This window comes from Pseudomonas sp. Marseille-Q5117 (genome assembly GCF_946901175.1).
In the GTDB taxonomy this organism is placed as follows: domain Bacteria; phylum Pseudomonadota; class Gammaproteobacteria; order Pseudomonadales; family Pseudomonadaceae; genus Aquipseudomonas; species Aquipseudomonas iranensis.
On sequence record NZ_CAMPPP010000016.1, the window covers coordinates 36307 to 53591 of the forward strand.

16 protein-coding genes and 1 tRNA gene are annotated in these 17285 nt (G+C 60.3%); 13 read left to right on the forward strand and 4 right to left on the reverse strand.

Features of this window, described 5'->3' with window-relative positions:
* Entirely contained in the window at positions 1–1356 is a 1356-nt protein-coding gene (pgaC, locus tag OC605_RS21955) for a poly-beta-1,6-N-acetyl-D-glucosamine synthase (RefSeq protein ID WP_056786973.1), read from the forward strand.
* Positions 1353–1883: a poly-beta-1,6-N-acetyl-D-glucosamine biosynthesis protein PgaD gene (gene pgaD / locus OC605_RS21960; protein ID WP_016772255.1), complete on the forward strand. Its 531-nt coding sequence runs from the start codon at positions 1353–1355 to the stop codon at positions 1881–1883. Before pgaC ends, pgaD begins: the two co-directional genes overlap by 4 nt.
* Positions 1884–1901: 18 nt before the next feature.
* Here pgaD and OC605_RS21965 read toward each other — a convergent pair whose 3' ends face one another.
* Positions 1902–3425, reverse strand: a complete 1524-nt coding sequence (locus OC605_RS21965) for an FAD-dependent oxidoreductase (RefSeq protein WP_262139455.1) — start codon at positions 3423–3425, stop codon at positions 1902–1904.
* A gap of 139 nt (positions 3426–3564) precedes the next feature.
* On the opposite strand from OC605_RS21965, the gene OC605_RS21970 reads away from it, so the two are divergent.
* The 4 genes from OC605_RS21970 (at position 3565) to OC605_RS21985 (ending at position 5205) form a co-directional block, all read left to right on the forward strand.
* Positions 3565–4125: a YbhB/YbcL family Raf kinase inhibitor-like protein gene (locus OC605_RS21970; RefSeq protein ID WP_262139457.1), complete on the forward strand. Its 561-nt coding sequence runs from the start codon at positions 3565–3567 to the stop codon at positions 4123–4125.
* 45 nt (positions 4126–4170) lie between these two features.
* A complete protein-coding gene (locus OC605_RS21975; RefSeq protein ID WP_262139459.1) occupies positions 4171–4440 on the forward strand; it encodes a hypothetical protein in 270 nt (89 codons plus the stop codon).
* 154 nt (positions 4441–4594) lie between these two features.
* Entirely contained in the window at positions 4595–4894 is a 300-nt protein-coding gene (locus tag OC605_RS21980; protein WP_133337568.1) for a type II toxin-antitoxin system Phd/YefM family antitoxin, read from the forward strand.
* A complete protein-coding gene (locus OC605_RS21985; protein ID WP_262139461.1) occupies positions 4891–5205 on the forward strand; it encodes a type II toxin-antitoxin system RelE/ParE family toxin in 315 nt (104 codons plus the stop codon). Before OC605_RS21980 ends, OC605_RS21985 begins: the two co-directional genes overlap by 4 nt.
* A gap of 68 nt (positions 5206–5273) precedes the next feature.
* Here the strand turns inward: OC605_RS21985 and OC605_RS21990 are convergent.
* A tRNA-Arg gene (locus OC605_RS21990) sits at positions 5274–5350 on the reverse strand.
* Between the two features lie 433 nt (positions 5351–5783).
* Between OC605_RS21990 and gabD the strand changes: the two genes are divergently transcribed.
* From gabD to OC605_RS22005, 3 genes are all read left to right on the forward strand, one after another.
* Entirely contained in the window at positions 5784–7226 is a 1443-nt protein-coding gene (gene gabD / locus OC605_RS21995) for an NADP-dependent succinate-semialdehyde dehydrogenase (RefSeq protein WP_024011131.1), read from the forward strand.
* A gap of 185 nt (positions 7227–7411) precedes the next feature.
* Positions 7412–8689: a 4-aminobutyrate--2-oxoglutarate transaminase gene (gabT, locus tag OC605_RS22000; protein ID WP_016772251.1), complete on the forward strand. Its 1278-nt coding sequence runs from the start codon at positions 7412–7414 to the stop codon at positions 8687–8689.
* 134 nt (positions 8690–8823) lie between these two features.
* Complete coding sequence (locus OC605_RS22005; RefSeq protein WP_016772250.1) at positions 8824–10035, forward strand: response regulator; 1212 nt, start codon at positions 8824–8826, stop codon at positions 10033–10035.
* Positions 10036–10170: 135 nt separating this feature from the next.
* Here OC605_RS22005 and OC605_RS22010 read toward each other — a convergent pair whose 3' ends face one another.
* Positions 10171–11160, reverse strand: coding sequence for a GGDEF domain-containing protein (locus tag OC605_RS22010; protein WP_217865003.1), 990 nt, complete (start codon positions 11158–11160; stop codon positions 10171–10173).
* A 195-nt stretch (positions 11161–11355) separates the two neighbouring features.
* On the reverse strand, positions 11356–12540 hold the full coding sequence (gene desA / locus OC605_RS22015) for a delta-9 fatty acid desaturase DesA (protein ID WP_016772248.1): 1185 nt from the start codon (positions 12538–12540) through the stop codon (positions 11356–11358).
* A gap of 147 nt (positions 12541–12687) precedes the next feature.
* Here desA and dibA point away from each other — a divergent pair, with 147 nt between their 5' ends.
* The 4 genes from dibA (at position 12688) to cysT (ending at position 17276) form a co-directional block, all read left to right on the forward strand.
* Positions 12688–14607: a phosphodiesterase DibA gene (gene dibA / locus OC605_RS22020; protein WP_262139465.1), complete on the forward strand. Its 1920-nt coding sequence runs from the start codon at positions 12688–12690 to the stop codon at positions 14605–14607.
* A 298-nt stretch (positions 14608–14905) separates the two neighbouring features.
* The gene (oscA, locus tag OC605_RS22025; protein WP_136494183.1) at positions 14906–15088 is read left to right on the forward strand and encodes a sulfur starvation response protein OscA; all 183 of its coding nucleotides are present in this window, start codon (positions 14906–14908) and stop codon (positions 15086–15088) included.
* A gap of 138 nt (positions 15089–15226) precedes the next feature.
* The gene (locus OC605_RS22030) at positions 15227–16240 is read left to right on the forward strand and encodes a sulfate ABC transporter substrate-binding protein (RefSeq protein ID WP_024011134.1); all 1014 of its coding nucleotides are present in this window, start codon (positions 15227–15229) and stop codon (positions 16238–16240) included.
* 217 nt (positions 16241–16457) lie between these two features.
* The gene (cysT, locus tag OC605_RS22035) at positions 16458–17276 is read left to right on the forward strand and encodes a sulfate ABC transporter permease subunit CysT (protein ID WP_016772245.1); all 819 of its coding nucleotides are present in this window, start codon (positions 16458–16460) and stop codon (positions 17274–17276) included.
* Positions 17277–17285 lie beyond the last annotated feature (9 nt).

The following is a 17285-nucleotide window of genomic DNA, read 5'->3' on the forward strand; positions in this document are numbered from 1 at the left end:
ATGCTGGATAGACTGTTAGCCCTGCTTGTTCTGGCGATTGTCCTTGGCGTTCCGCTGGGGCTGATCTTCCTCGTGACCGGCCAGTTCCTGATGTCGTTCGTGTTCTTCTACCCACTGTTCATGTCCGGGTTGTGGATCGCCGGCGGCCTGTATTTCTGGCTGCACTGGGAGCGTCACTGGCCATGGCAGGACGACACGCTGCCGCCGCCGCTGGAAGGTGAGCCGCTGATTTCGATCCTGATTCCTTGCTACAACGAAGGCGATAACGCTGCCGATACCATTTACGCGGCGCTGGCCCAGCACTACCCGAACATCGAAGTCATCGCGATCAACGACGGCTCCAAGGACAACACTGCCGAAGTGCTCGATGCGCTGGCCAAGGAAGATCCGCGACTGCGGGTTCTGCATCTGGCGGAAAACCAGGGCAAGGCTGTGGCTCTGCGCATGGGCGCGATCGCTGCGCGCAGCGAGTATCTGGTGTGCATCGACGGCGACGCCTTGCTGGCCCCGAACACTGCGGCTTATCTGGTCGCGCCGATGCTGGATAACGCACGTCTTGGCGCGGTCACCGGCAACCCGCGTATCCGCACGCGTTCGACCTTGATCGGGCGGGTGCAGGTCGGCGAGTTCTCTTCGATCATCGGTCTGATCAAACGCACGCAACGGGTGTTCGGGCGCATCTTTACCGTCTCCGGCGTGATCGTCGCGTTCCGTCGTACTGCGCTGAACCGGGTCGGCTACTGGAGCCCGGACATGATCACCGAAGACATCGACATCAGCTGGAAGCTGCAACTCGATCACTGGAGCATCTTCTACGAACCGCGTGCGCTGTGCTGGATCCTCATGCCGGAAACCCTCGGTGGCCTGTGGAAGCAGCGTCTGCGCTGGGCTCAGGGCGGCGCCGAAGTGCTGTTCAAGAACATTCGCGGCATCTGGCAGTACCGCCATCGCTACCTGTGGCCGCTGCTGTTCGAGTACTGCCTGTCCACCGGTTGGGCGTTCACTTTCCTGCTGTCGGTGATTTTCTGGGGCATGGGCAAGTTCATGGTCATGCCCGACGCGATCGCCGTCGATCACCTGATGCCACCGGCCTTTACCGGTCTGTTGCTGGCGTTCGTCTGCCTGGTGCAGTTCGCTGTCAGCATCATCATCGATCGGCGCTATGAACCGGGTCTGGGCAAGACCATGTTCTGGGTGGTCTGGTATCCGCTGGTGTTCTGGCTCGTCAGTCTGCTGACCACCCTGGTCAGCTTCCCCAAGGTGTTGTTCAGCCAACACAAAAAACGCGCGCGCTGGGTCAGTCCTGATCGGGGTATCAAACCGCTGGGCGACGACCAGGAGGAAGTCATCAAATGAAAATTATCCGGACTCGCCAACGGCCCTTTCTGGTGGTGATCGACGTGATCCTCACCGTCCTGGCCTGGGTCGGCCTGCTGTTCCTGCTGGTACGCGGGTTATGGCCATTGATCGAAACCAGCGGCGGCCCGCGCATCGATCATTCGGCGTTCGATGCCTTGGGGACTCTGCAGGTTTATATGTGGGTGGCGCTCGTCAACGCGGTGATCCTGATCGGTTGGGCGCGTTACCAGCAACGCAAAAGCCGCAGCTTCGCCCAGCGCCGTTTGCCGTCGCCGGTAATTGGTGATGAAGGTCTGAGCAAGAGTTTCAAACTGTGCGATGAGCGTTTCCAGAAACTGCGCACGCCGGGGGTGATGACCATTCACAACGATCAGGACGGCGACATCAGCCATGTCGAAACGCATTTGTGGCCGCTTCAGCAGCAAGCACTACCGGCGCCGCTGGCACCTTTGGAGCATCCACGGGTGATCTTTCTGCATGCCGAAGAAGACGACAGTCGCGAGCCGGTGAAACGCCTGACCTGACCTCGTACAGCGCCGGTGTCAGGCCTGGATCAGCGTCCAGGCCTCTTTCATCCGCAAAGGTTGCTTCATGCGCTCAGCCAGCAGCGCCATTGCGCGTTGCTTGTCGCAGGCCATCGCCGCAACAACGATGCCGTCTTTTGCGAACAGGCCAATGAACGGCGGCTGTTCCGGCTCACCGCTGAACTCGACCTCGTCCCATTCTTGAGCGTGACCGAGATAGTCGTAGTTCTTGCCAAAGTGGTAGGTCCAGAAAAACGGCACATCCAGATAATGTTCCTCGCCACCGAGCATGTTGGCCGCAGCGATGCGCGCGTGTTGCTGGGCCAGGCGCCAATGCTCAATGCGGGTTGGCTGGCCGTTCAACGGAAACGTGGCGATATCGCCGATGGCCCACAGGCCATCGGCGACGCGCATGCCGTCATCGACACGCAAGGATTGGTCTTCTTCCTTGGGCAATGATTCGAAAGGTTCAGTGGCCGGGTGAACGCCGACGCCGGCGAGAACCAGATCCGCTGCCAAGCGCAGACCGTTGTCGAGCAGCACGCCCTCGACCTTGTCCTCGCCAAGGATCTGCGTAGCCTCGTGTTCGTTGATGTACTTCACCCCGTGCTCTTCGTGCAACCCGCGAATCGCTTTGCCCACGGCCTCGCCGAATTGCTTGGCAAACGGGACTGCGTGGCGTGCCATCACGGTAACGTCGAGGCCGAACTCGCGCAGGGCTGACGCGCATTCGAGGGCGATGAAACTGTCGCCGATGATCACCGCGCGCTGGCCCGGTTGAGCGGCGTTGATGATCTGTTCAGCCTGTGCTTTCGAACGCAGGACGAAGACGTTGGCCAACTCGGCACCAGGCAGCTTCAACGGATTGGGCACGCCACCGGTGGCGAGTACAGCGGCGTCGTAGCGCAGGATGCCGCCGTTGTTCAGATGGAGCGCTTTGCCTGGGGCGTCGAGTGAAGTCACTTCGCTTTGTACGCGTTCAATGCGTTGCGCTTGATAGAACGCCTCATCGCGCAGGGGCGGCACTTCTTTCGGCGACATCTCCCCGGCGAGAACAAATTTGCTCAACACCGTGCGGTCGTAGCCGGCATCCGGTTCGCCATCGACCAGCACGATGCGTCCGCCGAAACCCTTCTCCCGTAGCGCCGCCGCGCAAGCCGTGCCCGCGGCGCCGGCACCCACGACAACAAAGGTTCTTGGATCGTCAGCGGGCGGGGTGTGCGGATCGGGCAGGGGCTGGTCATCGACCCAGACTTCATCGCCACGCAACTCCAGCGGATAGCGCTTGAGACTGTCCAGCGATGGCGGCTCGCACAGGCCACCGTCCTCGGCGCGGTACGCGGCTTTGTGCCAGGGGCAGATCAACCGGCCGTGACACAACGCCCCCTCGGCCAACGGTGCGCCGGCATGTGGACACAGGCCCTGAAACGCCCGCAACTCGCCGTTGGCACGCAGCAGGACGATCTTGCAGTCACCGATTTCGACTTGCAGGCCACGGTCTTGCGGGACATCGGCGAAACGGGCGACACGGTGCAGGGACATTTTCGGCTTCCTCGCAGGCATTTCTCTTGTGAGTTGGCGGCGCCGCGCGAGGTTCAGCCATTTGCTACTGCCAAGGCACGAACGGTACAGCTATAGTTTGCGGGCCGACGACGGCCTCACTGCACAAGGTGCTCCCGGAATGACCCGATTGACCTCTTTCAACCCATGGCTGGCGGCCATCGCCGTGACCCTTTGCATGCAGTTCCCGGCACAGGCCCAGGAGCGCTTCACCCTGAGCATCCCCGGCGTGTCGGATAACCGTCTGTTCACCTCGGCCGCCGCCAGCGACGCACCCGGTTGCGGCGGCAAGAACCAGTCGCCGGCGCTGAGCTGGAACGCCGGCCCGGCCGGAACCCAGAGCTACGCCATCGTCATGCACGACCCGGATGGCCAGAAAGGTCTGGGCGTCGATCACTGGATTCACTACGGCATCAAACCCACCACCCACCAGATCGCGGCCGGCGTCGGCGCCAAATCCGCGCTCGAAGGCGTCGGCGGCACCAACAGCAAAGGCAACACCCACTACATGGGTCCGTGCCCGCCAGTGGGCGACAGCGCGCACCACTACATCATCCAGATCTACGCCCTCGATCTTGCCCCGGACGCCTTGCCCGCCGGCCTGACCCGCGCCGAGCTGATGGAAAAAATCAAAGGCCATGTGCTGCGTAACAGCAGCGCGGTGCGGCGTTATCACCGCTGAGGTTCGGCCGCTCACGGGCGGCTGACTGCCCGATTCCCCAGCCATTTGGCATTGCCCCGCGAAAACGCGCACTATCGATCCATTGCCAATGCGCTGGAGGACACCGTGGCAGCAAAAATCGACCGCATCGCCCAGCTACTCAACTGCCCGGAAAAGGGCGAACAAATGCGGCGTGCAGTAACCGAGACACGTAAGGAATTTCTGCTGAATCAGCCGGAAGAAGACCTCGTTGAAGAAGACGAGGTATTTGACGAGGCTGAGGAGGAGGGGGATGACGACGATGAATATGATGAGTTTGACTGGACCACGGAGTGACGTGCTTTGAAATCCTACCTCCATAGGCGATGGATGCGTTTGACCCTTGACCGCGAATAGCTGACGCCTGCACGCCGTTGGCTATTTGCTGATTGACCCAAGACTTCTTAAAAGAGCACTATTAGGTACTTTTTTACGTACCCTTGGAGTCGTTATGGAGCAGCTGCTTGCTAATCGCTCGGTGAGTATTACCGAATTGAAACGCAGTCCCAGTACGGTGATTGACCAGGCTGGGACAGAACCCATCGCCGTTCTCAACCATAATCGTCCGGCTGCCTATTTATTAGCCCATGCGACATATCAAGAACTATTAGATCGTCTTCGAGCGGCTGAATTGCGTGAAGCGATTGCTGCAAGTCGAAATGATCTTCGTCCGCCTGTTGCAGCCGATACGGTATTTGCGGAGCTTGATGCGCTTATAGATGGCATCGAAGCTGAGCAAAATCATGGATGAAGCGATTATTATTTTCTGAAATCTCTCGAGATGATCTGTTGCAGATTGTCCGCTATATCGCTCGTGACAATCCTGGACGTGCTCGTTCTTTCGTCGCCGAATTACGTATGCGATGTGCTCAATTGACCAGTTTGCCAAATCAAGGAATTGCCCGGGAGGATTGCGCCAGAGGTCTGAAAATGATCACTCACGGCAGATACCTCATTTTCTACTCAATATTGAAAAGTGATGTGCTGATAGAGCGGGTACTACATGGCGCGCGGGATACAACGCGGCTATTTGATACCCCCACCACGGATCAGCCTCAATAAGTCTCATATATCGTTACCCACAAAAAAGCCCCGGACCATCACAGTCCGGGGCTTTCTCGTTTGATTCATGGTGCACCAGGCGGGATTCGAACCCACGACCCCTGCCTTCGGAGGGCAGTACTCTATCCAGCTGAGCTACTGGTGCAGCGGGCGACATCATACCTAGGTCGGCTCAGGGCGTCCATGCCGGGTTTGGCGGGTTTTGTCAGTGTGCGTGTCGGCACAAAATCGCTGCATTCCTTAAAGCGGTAACGTCCTGCAAAACCCTCGCTTGGCGCTTTGCCGGGGTTGATCTAAGGTTTTTCCTGCGGCAAGGGTTTTCGGTACGTTGATCTGAAAAGCGGCATTTTTGTTCTTTTTTTCGAACGACCTATTGTCCTTTACCCCCTTTGAACCTACGATCCGTTTGAGATTTCAAACGCTCTTTGGCGGGATGTTGCAGCGCAAGTGCGCCCGGTCGTGCACTGTTGATGCGCCACAATCCGCTCACTGATTTCCCTGACGGCAGCCTTGCGAGGCGCCTTTCTACAATCATAATTTGCTCCGCGCAGGCCGCGGTGCTGTTAAGGAAAGCCGACATGCAGCTTAAAGACACCCAGTTGTTTCGCCAGCAAGCCTTCATCGATGGCGCTTGGGTCGATGCCGACAACGGTCAGACGATCAAGGTCAACAACCCGGCCACCGGCGAAATCCTCGGCACCGTGCCGAAGATGGGCGCCGCTGAAACCCGCCGTGCCATCGAGGCCGCCGACAAGGCGCTGCCGGCCTGGCGTGCACTGACTGCCAAAGAGCGTGCCGGCAAGCTGCGTCGCTGGTTCGAACTGATGATCGAGAACCAGGACGATCTCGCGCGCCTGATGACCCTCGAGCAAGGCAAGCCGCTGGCCGAAGCCAAGGGCGAAATCGTTTACGCCGCATCGTTCATCGAGTGGTTCGCCGAAGAAGCCAAGCGCATCTACGGTGATGTGATTCCAGGCCACCAGCCGGACAAGCGCCTGATCGTGATCAAGCAGCCGATCGGCGTCACAGCTGCGATCACCCCGTGGAACTTCCCGGCAGCAATGATCACTCGCAAGGCCGGCCCGGCGTTGGCCGCCGGTTGCACCATGGTGCTCAAGCCGGCTTCGCAAACTCCGTTTTCCGCTTTCGCCCTGGCCGAACTGGCTCAGCGTGCAGGCATTCCGGCGGGCGTGTTCAGCGTGGTATCCGGCAGCGCCGGCGACATCGGCAGCGAGCTGACCAGCAACCCGATCGTGCGCAAACTGTCCTTCACCGGCTCGACCGAAATCGGTCGCCAGTTGATGGCCGAATGCGCCAAGGACATCAAGAAAGTCTCGCTGGAACTGGGCGGCAACGCGCCGTTCATCGTGTTCGACGACGCCGATCTGGATAAGGCCGTCGAAGGCGCGATCATTTCCAAGTACCGCAACAACGGTCAGACCTGCGTCTGCGCCAACCGTCTGTACATTCAGGACGCGGTCTACGATGCGTTCGCCGAGAAGCTGAAAGTGGCGGTGGCCAAACTGAAGATCGGCAACGGTCTGGAAGACGGCACCACCACCGGCCCGCTGATCGACGAAAAAGCCGTGGCCAAGGTTCAGGAACACATCGCTGACGCCGTAAGCAAAGGCGCCACCGTGCTGGCGGGCGGCAAGGCGATGGAAGGCAATTTCTTCGAGCCGACCATCCTGACCAACGTGCCTAAAAACGCGGCCGTGGCCAAGGAAGAAACCTTCGGTCCGCTGGCGCCGCTGTTCCGCTTCAAAGACGAAGCCGAAGTGATCGCCATGTCCAACGACACCGAATTCGGTCTGGCCTCGTATTTCTATGCACGTGATCTGGGCCGCGTGTTCCGTGTCGCCGAAGCGCTGGAGTACGGCATGGTCGGCGTCAACACCGGGCTGATCTCCAACGAAGTCGCGCCGTTTGGCGGCATCAAGGCTTCCGGCCTGGGCCGTGAAGGCTCCAAGTACGGCATTGAAGATTACCTGGAAATCAAATACCTCTGCCTGGGCATCTAAGCCGGGAAAGGGATCGCTGCAAACGCAAAGGGCACGAGAGCGCTGTCCCTTTGCGTGGTTTCAAACAGAAATTTTCTCTGCGGCCGGGAACGCCGTGGCAGTCGATCATCGCATGCTGCCACCGCCGATTCCTCCCGCTTCATCCTTGAACCACGCCGCCCGATGAGCGGCGAATGAGGACTGTAATGAGCAAGACTAACGCTGAACTGATGGCCCGCCGCACCAATGCCGTACCTCGTGGTGTTGGCCAGATTCACCCGATCTTCGCCGAGTCGGCAAAGAACGCCACCGTGACCGACGTTGAAGGTCGCGAGTTCATCGACTTCGCTGGCGGTATCGCTGTACTGAACACCGGCCACGTGCACCCGAAAATCATCGCCGCCGTGACTGAACAGCTGAACAAGCTGACCCACACCTGCTTCCAGGTGCTGGCTTACGAGCCCTACGTTGAGCTGTGCGAAAAAATCAACGCCAAGGTTCCGGGTGACTTCGCCAAGAAAACCCTGCTGGTCACCACCGGTTCCGAAGCCGTCGAAAACGCCGTGAAGATCGCCCGTGCCGCCACTGGCCGCGCTGGCGTGATCGCTTTCACCGGCGCTTACCACGGTCGCACCATGATGACCCTCGGCCTGACCGGTAAAGTCGTGCCGTACTCGGCGGGCATGGGCCTGATGCCAGGCGGCATCTTCCGCGCGCTGTACCCGAACGAACTGCACGGCGTGAGCATCGACGATTCGATCGCTTCCATCGAACGCATCTTCAAGAACGACGCCGAGCCGAAAGACATCGCTGCAATCATCATCGAGCCGGTGCAGGGCGAAGGCGGTTTCTACGTCGCGCCGAAGGAATTCATGAAGCGTCTGCGCGCTTTGTGCGACCAGCACGGCATTCTGCTGATTGCGGACGAAGTGCAGACCGGCGCTGGCCGTACCGGCACCTTCTTCGCCATGGAACAGATGGGCGTTGCCGCCGATCTGACCACTTTCGCCAAGTCTATCGCTGGCGGCTTCCCGCTGGCCGGCGTGTGCGGCAAGGCCGAGTACATGGACGCCATCGCTCCGGGCGGTCTGGGCGGCACCTACGCCGGTAGCCCGATCGCTTGCGCCGCTGCGCTGGCAGTCATGGAAGTGTTTGAAGAAGAGCAACTGCTGGACCGCTGCAAGGCTGTCGGCGAGCGCCTGGTCACCGGTTTGAAGGCGATTCAGGCCAAGTACCCGGTCATCGGTGAAGTGCGTGCGCTGGGCGCAATGATCGCGGTCGAGCTGTTCGAAAACGGCGACAGCCACAAGCCGAACCCGACTGCCGTGGCTGCCGTGGTGGCCAAGGCGCGTGACAAGGGCCTGATCCTGCTGTCCTGCGGCACTTACGGTAACGTGCTGCGTGTGCTGGTTCCGCTGACGTCGCCGGACGAGCAACTGGACAAAGGCCTGGCGATCATCGAAGAGTGCTTCTCTGAACTCTGATCCGCTCGCGTGACCCGCTCGACAAAAACCCGCTTCGGCGGGTTTTTTTCGTCCCTTGAAACACATCGGACCTGTTTGCGCTGTATCGAATCGCCAGCATTGGCTAAGGTTCAGGCATTGCAAGGAGAGCGCGCATGACTGCCGTTGATTTACCCGCCGTACCCCGGGTGCTGATTGCCGAGGCTGATCCCTGGTCCCGCGACCTGCTCAAACAAGTGCTGCTCAACGTGCGCTGCGATGCGCGCCTGGATTTGTGTGCCGATGGCCAGCAGGCGATGTCGTTGCTCAGCGAGGTGCCCTATGACTTGGCCATCGTCGATTGGGAGCTGCCTGGCATCGACGGATTGCATGTGCTGCGCAGCGTCCGCCAGCGCAAACGCAATCCGCCGTTGCCGTTCATTCTGATGAGCAGCCGCAACGACAGCGCCAGCGTGCGCGAAGCGATTCCGCTGGCGCCGACGGCGTACCTGACCAAACCGTTGAACATGGAAGGCCTGACCGAGCGCTTGCAGGGCTTGCTGCTCAACGCTGGCGAAGCGGTGGTTTGCGAAGTGCCGGCACTGGCGCCGGGCATGACCCTGTCGGTGTTCCTTGAGCGGCGTCGCGAGCAGGCTGATGGCGCGCCGCTGATGACCGACGTGCAAGTGGCGGTCAAGCGCAGCCTCAATCCCGAGGGGCTGGACCTCAAGCTGCTGGAGGAAGAGGTCCGCACCGATCCGCAGATTACCGCCGTGCTGATCGCAGCCGCCAACAGTGCCGCGCAACACTACGGCGCGCCGGTGCAAACCCTGGCCCAGGCGCTGCACCGACTCGGCACCGGGCAAAGCATGAACCTGATTCTCGGCCTGGCGCTCAAACGCAGCGCGCGGCTCAGCGATCCATGCCTGGCGGATTACGCCGAGCGCTATTGGGGGCTGTCACTGCACACGGCGGAATACGCCCGCACGCTGGCGCGCCTGCTCGATCTCGATCAGGAGCGCTGCTATTGCGCGGGCATGCTGCATCGGCTCGGCGATCTGGCGCTGCTGCGCTGCCTGCAGGAATGGCAGCAAGCTGGCGGCGAACTGGACGAGTTGGAGGAGGTCGGTGAAGCGTTGGCGAAGTTTGGCGCCTCTTATGGCTCGGCATTGCGCACCCGCTGGCGTCTGCCGCTGGAGTTGCGCGAGTTGATTGCTTCGGCCTACCAGCTCGGTGGTGGCGTTTACAGTCGCGAGGCGCTGGTGATGCACATGGCCGCGCAGATGGCGCGGCTGACCGAGCATGAAGGCGTTGAGGAACTGGCGAAGAGCCGGACGGCGCGGTTGCTCAAGATCGGGCTGCCGGAGTTGATGCGGATGCGCAAATGACAGATCACCACATTCCGATGTGGGAGAGAGCCTGCTCGCGAAGGTGGCGTGTCATTCAGCTTTGAGTTCACTGACAGAACGCTTTCGCGAGCAGGCTCGTTCCCACAGGTACAGCACCAGGCGTGGAAACCGGGATCAGGCCGCAATGATCCGGTTCTTGCCCTGCCGTTTCGCCTCGTACATCGCGGCATCCGCGCGGGCGAACAGGCTGTCCAGGCTCTTGTCTTCGTCGGTGAGGTTGGTCAGGCCCTGGCTTACGGTGATGCTGAATGCTTGGCCGTCGTGGTTGAAGCGCAGTCGCTGGATCTCCTGTTGCAGGCGCTCCGCCACTTGCACGGCCATCTCCGGCGCGCAGCCGGGAAACACCGCGGCGAACTCCTCACCGCCAATCCGCCCGAACAGGTCGCCACGGCGCAATGAGCCGCGCCCGCATTCGGCGATCCGTTGCAGCACATTGTCGCCTTCGGGGTGGCCGTAGCTGTCGTTGATCACTTTGAAATCGTCGATGTCCAGCAGCAGGAAGGCCAGCGGTGTGCCTTGGCGCCGCGCCTCGGCGAACTCGCGGTGGGCGCATTCGAAGAAGTGGCGGCGGTTGCTGCTTTGCGTCAGCACATCGGTGGTGGCCAAGCGTTGCAGCTCGGTTTCCATGTGTTTTTTGTCGGTGATGTCTTCGGCGATGCCGACGATGATCACCGGCTGCCCGGGCTCGTCCTGGCGATTGATAAAGCATTTGTCGCTGAGCCAGCGCACCTGGCCATCGGCCGCGATGATGCGGTACTCGCGATCTTCCACCGCACCTCGGTGCAGGACTTCGGCAAGGCTTTGTTCAGCGTACTCCAGATCATCGGGGTAAATGCTGTCACGCCACTGGTTGTAGTCAGCCAGCACAAGCGCGGCGGAACGGCCGAAGATCCGCTCATAGGCCGGACTGACGTACAGCACCTGCCGGGTTTCCCAGTTGAAAGCCCAGAGCACGGCGTTGACGCTGACCAGCAGCGAACTGATCAATTGTTCGCGCTCGCTCAGGCGCGCGACTTCGCCCTGCGCATGCATCAGCGCCATCAGCGTTTGCGCGGCCTCGGGCCATTGGGTGAAGGTTGTGTCTTTCTGGTTGTTGTTGACCATCGGCACAAATCTCAAAGGGCGCGCCGCAATATCGACAACGGCCACAGGACAACCCGCCGGAGTGGCGAAGTGTCTTTGAGATAGAGGATTTTCGGCGAAGTTCCCGGCCATTACCGAGTCCCGCCGGGCGGCGGGGTTAAGGAGGCGACGTGTGTAACGAGGCTGCGATCTTCGAGATCGCAGCCTCGTTGCAGGTCAGGCAGTCGCAGGACGCAGCGAGTAGGTTTTCAGCTGATCAGCAAAATCCCGCAACGACTGGATGCCACTGGCCTCGGCCTCGTGAATCCATTCCTTGATGGCGGCCAGCATGTCGTGGCCATTGGAACTGGTCTTGACCCAGATCTGCTGCAAAGCCAGGCGCTTCTCGTAGATCACTTTCAAAGCATGGCTGTGTTCGAGCATGGTCTGGATGCGCAGGTGATGACGGTCTTCCAGCAGGCTGGTTTCCCGCGACAGCAGGCGTTTGGCCCGGTGGAACTGGTGGCGCACCGAATGATCGACCTTGGCCAGCTCTTGCTTGACCAGCGGACCGATCACCAATTTGCGGTACTGGGCCATGATCTGGAAGCGGTTGTTGAGGATCGCCATGGCGGTGTCCATGTCCAGGCTGCCCTTGCCTTCGACGCGGTGGGCAATCGGTGCGACCCGCTGCACCTTGGCCAGACGCAGGAAGCAGAAGACCTTGATCCACGCCCAGCCGAGGTCGAATTCCCACTTCTTCACCGACAGCTTGGCCGAGTTGGGGTAGGTGTGATGGTTGTTGTGCAGCTCTTCGCCGCCGATCAGGATGCCCCACGGTACCAGATTGGTCGCCGCGTCACGGCATTCGAAGTTGCGGTAGCCGACAGCATGGCCCAGACCGTTGATCACGCCAGCGGCCCACACCGGAATCCACATCATCTGGATCGCCCAGATGGTGATGCCGATGGTGCCGAACAGCAGCAGGTCGATCACGCCCATGATCGCCACACCCAGCAGCGGATAGCGGCTGTAGACGTTGCGTTCGATCCAGTCTTCCGGGCAGTTCTTGCCGTAGATGCGCAGGGTTTCCGGGTTCTGCGCTTCGCTGCGATACAGCTCGGCGCCGGTGCGCAGCACCGTGGACAAGCCCTTGATGACCGGGCTGTGCGGGTCATCTTCGGTTTCGCATTTGGCGTGGTGTTTACGGTGGATGGCGGTCCACTCGCGGGTGTTCTGCGCCGTGGTCAGCCACAGCCAGAAACGGAAAAAGTGCTTGAGACCCGCATTCAGCTCGAGCGAGCGGTGGGCCGAGTAACGGTGCAGATAGACCGTGACGGCAACAATCGTCACATGGGTCATCAGCAGGGTGACCGCGACCAGTGACCAGGCCGACAAGCCAAGAAAACCTTCGTACCACATAGGCTATAGGGCCCTCGATAAAGATAAAAACAGCCGTTGCATTATCACTAAGCACACAGATAAAACCAGTCGCCCTTTCAGATAAGAAGTCGCTGAATGTTTCTTCACCTATAATTCCAACCTTTTTGTAGGGACATGGACGACCGAATGTCTGCGACTTACCGCGATGCCATGCGTGCAGCGCTGCTCTACCTCGTACTCGCCGCCGTATGGCTGCAGGTTTCTGATCATTTATTGAGCAGATTCTTCGATGACTCCAGTGCGCTGGCCCGTTGGCAACTGATCAACGGTTATTTGCTGGCAGCGATCAGTGCCGGGCTGATTTTTCTCGCGCGGGCGCGGCTGTGTCGGTTTCTCGGCATCGGTGCCCGCCTGCGCGAGCGCCACAGCGACCGTGAGCGTCTGCGTCAGGCGGCCGCCGTGTTCGATTGCACCCGCGAAGGCGTGCTGGTTACCGATCACCGGGGCCTGATCGTCCACGTCAACCGCGCCTTTATCCAGATCACCGGTTATCGGCGCGACGAAGTCATCGGCCAGCAGCCCAGTCTGTTCAAGTCCGGCCATCATCCGCCGGGCTTCTATCAGGCGATGTTCGCCACCCTTGAGGCTGAAGGTGAATGGAGCGGTGAGATCTGGAACCGGCGCAAGACCGGCGAGATTTATCCACAGTGGCAGACCATTCGGGTGATTCACGATGATTTCGGCCGGCTCAGCCATTACGTGGCGGTGTTCTCCGACATCAGTGCGATCAAGGATTCCGAGTCCGAGCTCAAACACCTGGCGCATCACGATCCGTTGACCGATCTGCCCAATCGCCTGCTGTTCAGCGACCGCGCCGAGCAGGCGTTGGCGTCGGCGCAGACACACAAGCGTGGCTGCGCGCTGCTGATGCTCGATCTGGATCATTTCAAGATGATCAACGACAGCCTCGGGCATAACGTCGGCGACCGATTGCTCAAAGCGGTGGCGACGAGGTTACAGGCATTGTTCGGCCCCGGCATCACCCTCGCAAGGCTCGGCGGTGACGAGTTCGCGGTGCTCGCGGAAAGTTGTCCACAGCCGGCCCAGGCCGCCGCGCTGGCGCAACGGACTCTGGACGCGTTGAAGGAGCCGGTGCTGGTAGATGGCAATCAACTGTTCATCAACGCGAGCATCGGCATCAGCCTGTTTCCCAGCGATGCCCTCAGCGCCGAGCAGTTGTTGCGCAATGCCGACAGTGCGCTGTTCAAGGCCAAAAGCAGCGGGCGCAATGGCTACGCGCTGTACACCGAAGAGCTCACCGCCCACGCCCAGCAACGGGTCGAAATCGCCTTCGAGCTGCGCCGCGCACTGGAGCAGGACGAGCTGCGCGTCTACTACCAACCGGTGCATGACCTGCAAAGCAGCCGTCTGATCGGCGTCGAGGCACTGGTGCGCTGGCAGCATCCGCAGCGCGGCCTGGTGTCGCCGGCGGAATTCATTCCGATTGCCGAGCGCACCGGGCTGATCGCCGAGATCGATGCCTGGGTGATGCAGCAGGCCTGCCGACAGATGTGCCAATGGCAGCAGAGCGGTGTGGTGCTGGCGTTCGTCGCGGTGAATGTTTCGTCGCGGCTGTTTGCCCGACGTGAGCTTTACCAGCAGGTAGCGCAGGTGCTGCACGACACGGGGCTGGATCCGGCGTACCTGGAACTGGAAGTTACCGAAAGCGCGGTGATGGACGACCCGGAAGTGGCGCTGGAACAAATGCATCGCTTGCGCGAACTGGGTGTGCGTCTGGCCATCGATGATTTCGGCACGGGTTATTCCTCGCTGTTGCGGCTCAAGCGCCTGCCGGTGCAGAAACTCAAGATCGATCAGGGCTTCGTCGCAGGGTTGCCGTGGGATGAGGATGACGTGGCGATTGTCCGGGTGATCATCGCGCTGGCGCGGAGCATGGGTATGCAGGTGCATGCCGAGGGGATCGAGCAGGCTGAGCAGGCAACATTTCTGTTGGCGCAGGAATGCGATCTGGGGCAGGGCTACTGGTTTGGGCGGCCGGTGTCTGCGGATCGGCTTGATTGGGCGAAAACGCCATTGATTGGCTGAATAGGCCTATCTGGCTATCACCGACCTTGTGGTGAGGGGATTTATCCCCGTTGGACTGCGTAGCAGTCCCTTTTTTTGGGGCCGCTTCGCGACCCAACGGGGATAAATCCCCTCGCCACAAGTTCTCTTGACGAGTTCAAATCAGCGCAAACCCCTTGCCCTTCCTCATATTATTTTCTGGTTATATAAACATTCTTAAATAGTCTTTTTAAGAATATCCATGCCTCTCTTATATTGCTCCCACGCCGAACGCAGTGCCGCCCACTGCCAGGCAAATCCCCTTCAAAGGAGCAGCACCATGAGCGCATCCCTTCGCAGCGTTGACGGTCAGGACGAAAGCACCATCTTGCGGGAAATCCAGAGCGCCCTGCGCGATCTGCGGTTCGGCGCGGTGGAGATCACTGTGCACAACGCGCAAGTCGTACAGATCGAACGCAAAGAGAAATTCCGTTTGCAGCAACCCGCTAAGCAACCGGGCTGAGATCAAAAGATCGCAGCCTGCGGCGGCTCCTACAGGGGGCTGTGTGCAGGAGCTGGCGAAGGCGGCGATCTTTCAACGGGACCCGATTCCAACAATACACAAGAAAAAGCCACCACCAAGAATTCAGGAGCTTTCACCATGTCGTCGATTCGCCGTTATGCTTTGGCCGCGCTGGCCAGTGCCGTGTTTGCCGGTTCCGCCGTTGCCAAGGATTACGAGCTGCTCAACGTGTCGTATGACCCGACGCGCGAGCTGTATCAGGAATACAACGCCGAATTCATCAAGTTCTGGCAGCAGGATCATGCCGGCGACACGGTGAAAATCCAGCAGTCCCATGGCGGTTCGGGCAAGCAGGGCCGTGCGGTAATCGACGGTCTGCGTGCTGACGTGGTGACCCTGGCCCTGGCCGGTGACATCGATGAAATCGCCAAGCTCGGCAAGAGCCTGCCCGCCGACTGGCAGAAGCGTCTGCCGGAAGCGAGCACGCCGTACACCTCGACCATCGTGTTTCTGGTGCGCAAGGGCAACCCGAAAGGCATCAAGGACTGGGGCGATCTGGTCAAGAACGACGTCTCGGTGATCACGCCGAACCCGAAAACTTCGGGTGGCGCGCGCTGGAACTTCCTCGCCGCTTGGGCCTATGGCCTGAAAGCCAACGGTGGTGACGAAGCCAAGGCGAAGGAATACGTACAGACTCTGTTCAAGCACGTGCCGATCCTCGATACCGGCGCCCGTGGTTCGACCATTACCTTCGTCAACAACGGTCAGGGCGACGTGTTGCTAGCCTGGGAGAACGAAGCATTCCTGGCGCTGAAAGAAGACGGCGGCGCAGACAAGTTCGATATCGTCGTGCCGTCGCTGTCGATCCTCGCCGAACCGCCAGTGGCGGTGGTCGACAAGAATGCCGAGAAGAAGGGCAACGCGCAGATCGCCGAAGCCTACCTCAAGCATCTGTACAGCCCGGCCGGCCAGGAAATCGCCGCGAAAAACTTCTATCGTCCACGTGACAAGGACGTAGCGGCCAAGTACGCCCAGCAGTTCCCGAAACTGGAGCTGGTGACCATCGACAAGGACTTCGGCGGCTGGAAATCCGCGCAGCCGAAATTCTTCAACGACGGCGGCGTGTTCGACCAGATTTATCAGGCGCAGTAATCTGACTTGCAAACTGAGGGAGTGAACTCTTGTGGCGAGGGGATTTATCCCCGTTGGGCTACGCAGTAGCCCCAAAATCAGCAATTGCGACAAACCAGATACACCGCATGCGATGGTTTTGGGGCAGCTACGCTGCCCAACGGGGATAAATCCCCTCGCCACAGGGCTCGCTCCCACATTGATGCGTTCAGCGGAATGCTTTTAACCAGGGACTTTTATGTCGCGTCGTATCTCCCCCGTCATACCCGGCTTCGGGCTGACGCTGGGTTACACCTTGGTGTACCTCAGTCTGATTGTGCTTATCCCGCTGGCGGCGATGTTCGTCCACGCCGCCCAGCTGACCTGGGATCAGTTCTGGACGATCATCTCCGCGCCGCGTGTGCTGGCCGCTTTGAAGCTGAGCTTCGGCACCGCGCTGTGCGCGGCGATCATCAACGGCATCATCGGCACGTTGCTGGCCTGGGTGCTGGTGCGCTACACCTTCCCCGGGCGCAAGGTGATCGACGCGATGATCGATCTGCCGTTCGCCCTGCCGACAGCCGTGGCCGGTATTGCGCTGACCGCGCTGTACGCGCCGGCCGGGCTGGTCGGGCAATTTGCCGCTGACCTCGGTTTCAAGATCGCCTACACCCCGCTGGGCATCACCCTCGCGCTGACCTTCGTCACGCTGCCGTTCGTGGTGCGCACGGTGCAACCGGTACTGGCCGATATTCCCCGTGAAGTCGAAGAAGCGGCGGCGTGCCTGGGTGCGAAGCCATGGCAGGTATTTCGCCACATTCTGGTTCCGGCACTGCTGCCCGCCTGGCTGACCGGTTTTGCCCTGGCGTTCGCGCGTGGCGTCGGCGAGTACGGTTCGGTGATTTTCATCGCCGGCAACATGCCGATGAAAACCGAGATCCTGCCGCTGCTGATCATGGTCAAACTCGACCAGTACGATTACACCGGCGCTACCGCCATTGGCGTACTGATGCTGGTGGTTTCCTTCATCCTGTTGCTGCTGATCAACTTGCTGCAGCGGCGCATCGAAACCCCATAAGGAGGCGCG

Bases quoted from the DNA above. Each gene is read 5' to 3' on its own strand.
- OC605_RS22005 (WP_016772250.1), top strand. From the start codon at position 8,824: ATGACTGCCGTTGATTTACCCGCCGTACCCCGGGTGCTGATTGCCGAG.
- cysT (WP_016772245.1), top strand. From the start codon at position 16,458: ATGTCGCGTCGTATCTCCCCCGTCATACCCGGCTTCGGGCTGACGCTG.
- oscA (WP_136494183.1), top strand. From the start codon at position 14,906: ATGAGCGCATCCCTTCGCAGCGTTGACGGTCAGGACGAAAGCACCATC.
- pgaD (WP_016772255.1), top strand. From the start codon at position 1,353: ATGAAAATTATCCGGACTCGCCAACGGCCCTTTCTGGTGGTGATCGAC.
- pgaC (WP_056786973.1), top strand. From the start codon at position 1: ATGCTGGATAGACTGTTAGCCCTGCTTGTTCTGGCGATTGTCCTTGGC.
- desA (WP_016772248.1), bottom strand. From the start codon at position 12,540: ATGTGGTACGAAGGTTTTCTTGGCTTGTCGGCCTGGTCACTGGTCGCG.
- gabD (WP_024011131.1), top strand. From the start codon at position 5,784: ATGCAGCTTAAAGACACCCAGTTGTTTCGCCAGCAAGCCTTCATCGAT.
- OC605_RS21970 (WP_262139457.1), top strand. From the start codon at position 3,565: ATGACCCGATTGACCTCTTTCAACCCATGGCTGGCGGCCATCGCCGTG.
- gabT (WP_016772251.1), top strand. From the start codon at position 7,412: ATGAGCAAGACTAACGCTGAACTGATGGCCCGCCGCACCAATGCCGTA.
- dibA (WP_262139465.1), top strand. From the start codon at position 12,688: ATGTCTGCGACTTACCGCGATGCCATGCGTGCAGCGCTGCTCTACCTC.
- OC605_RS22030 (WP_024011134.1), top strand. From the start codon at position 15,227: ATGTCGTCGATTCGCCGTTATGCTTTGGCCGCGCTGGCCAGTGCCGTG.
- OC605_RS21980 (WP_133337568.1), top strand. From the start codon at position 4,595: ATGGAGCAGCTGCTTGCTAATCGCTCGGTGAGTATTACCGAATTGAAA.
- OC605_RS22010 (WP_217865003.1), bottom strand. From the start codon at position 11,160: ATGGTCAACAACAACCAGAAAGACACAACCTTCACCCAATGGCCCGAG.
- OC605_RS21985 (WP_262139461.1), top strand. From the start codon at position 4,891: ATGAAGCGATTATTATTTTCTGAAATCTCTCGAGATGATCTGTTGCAG.
- OC605_RS21965 (WP_262139455.1), bottom strand. From the start codon at position 3,425: ATGTCCCTGCACCGTGTCGCCCGTTTCGCCGATGTCCCGCAAGACCGT.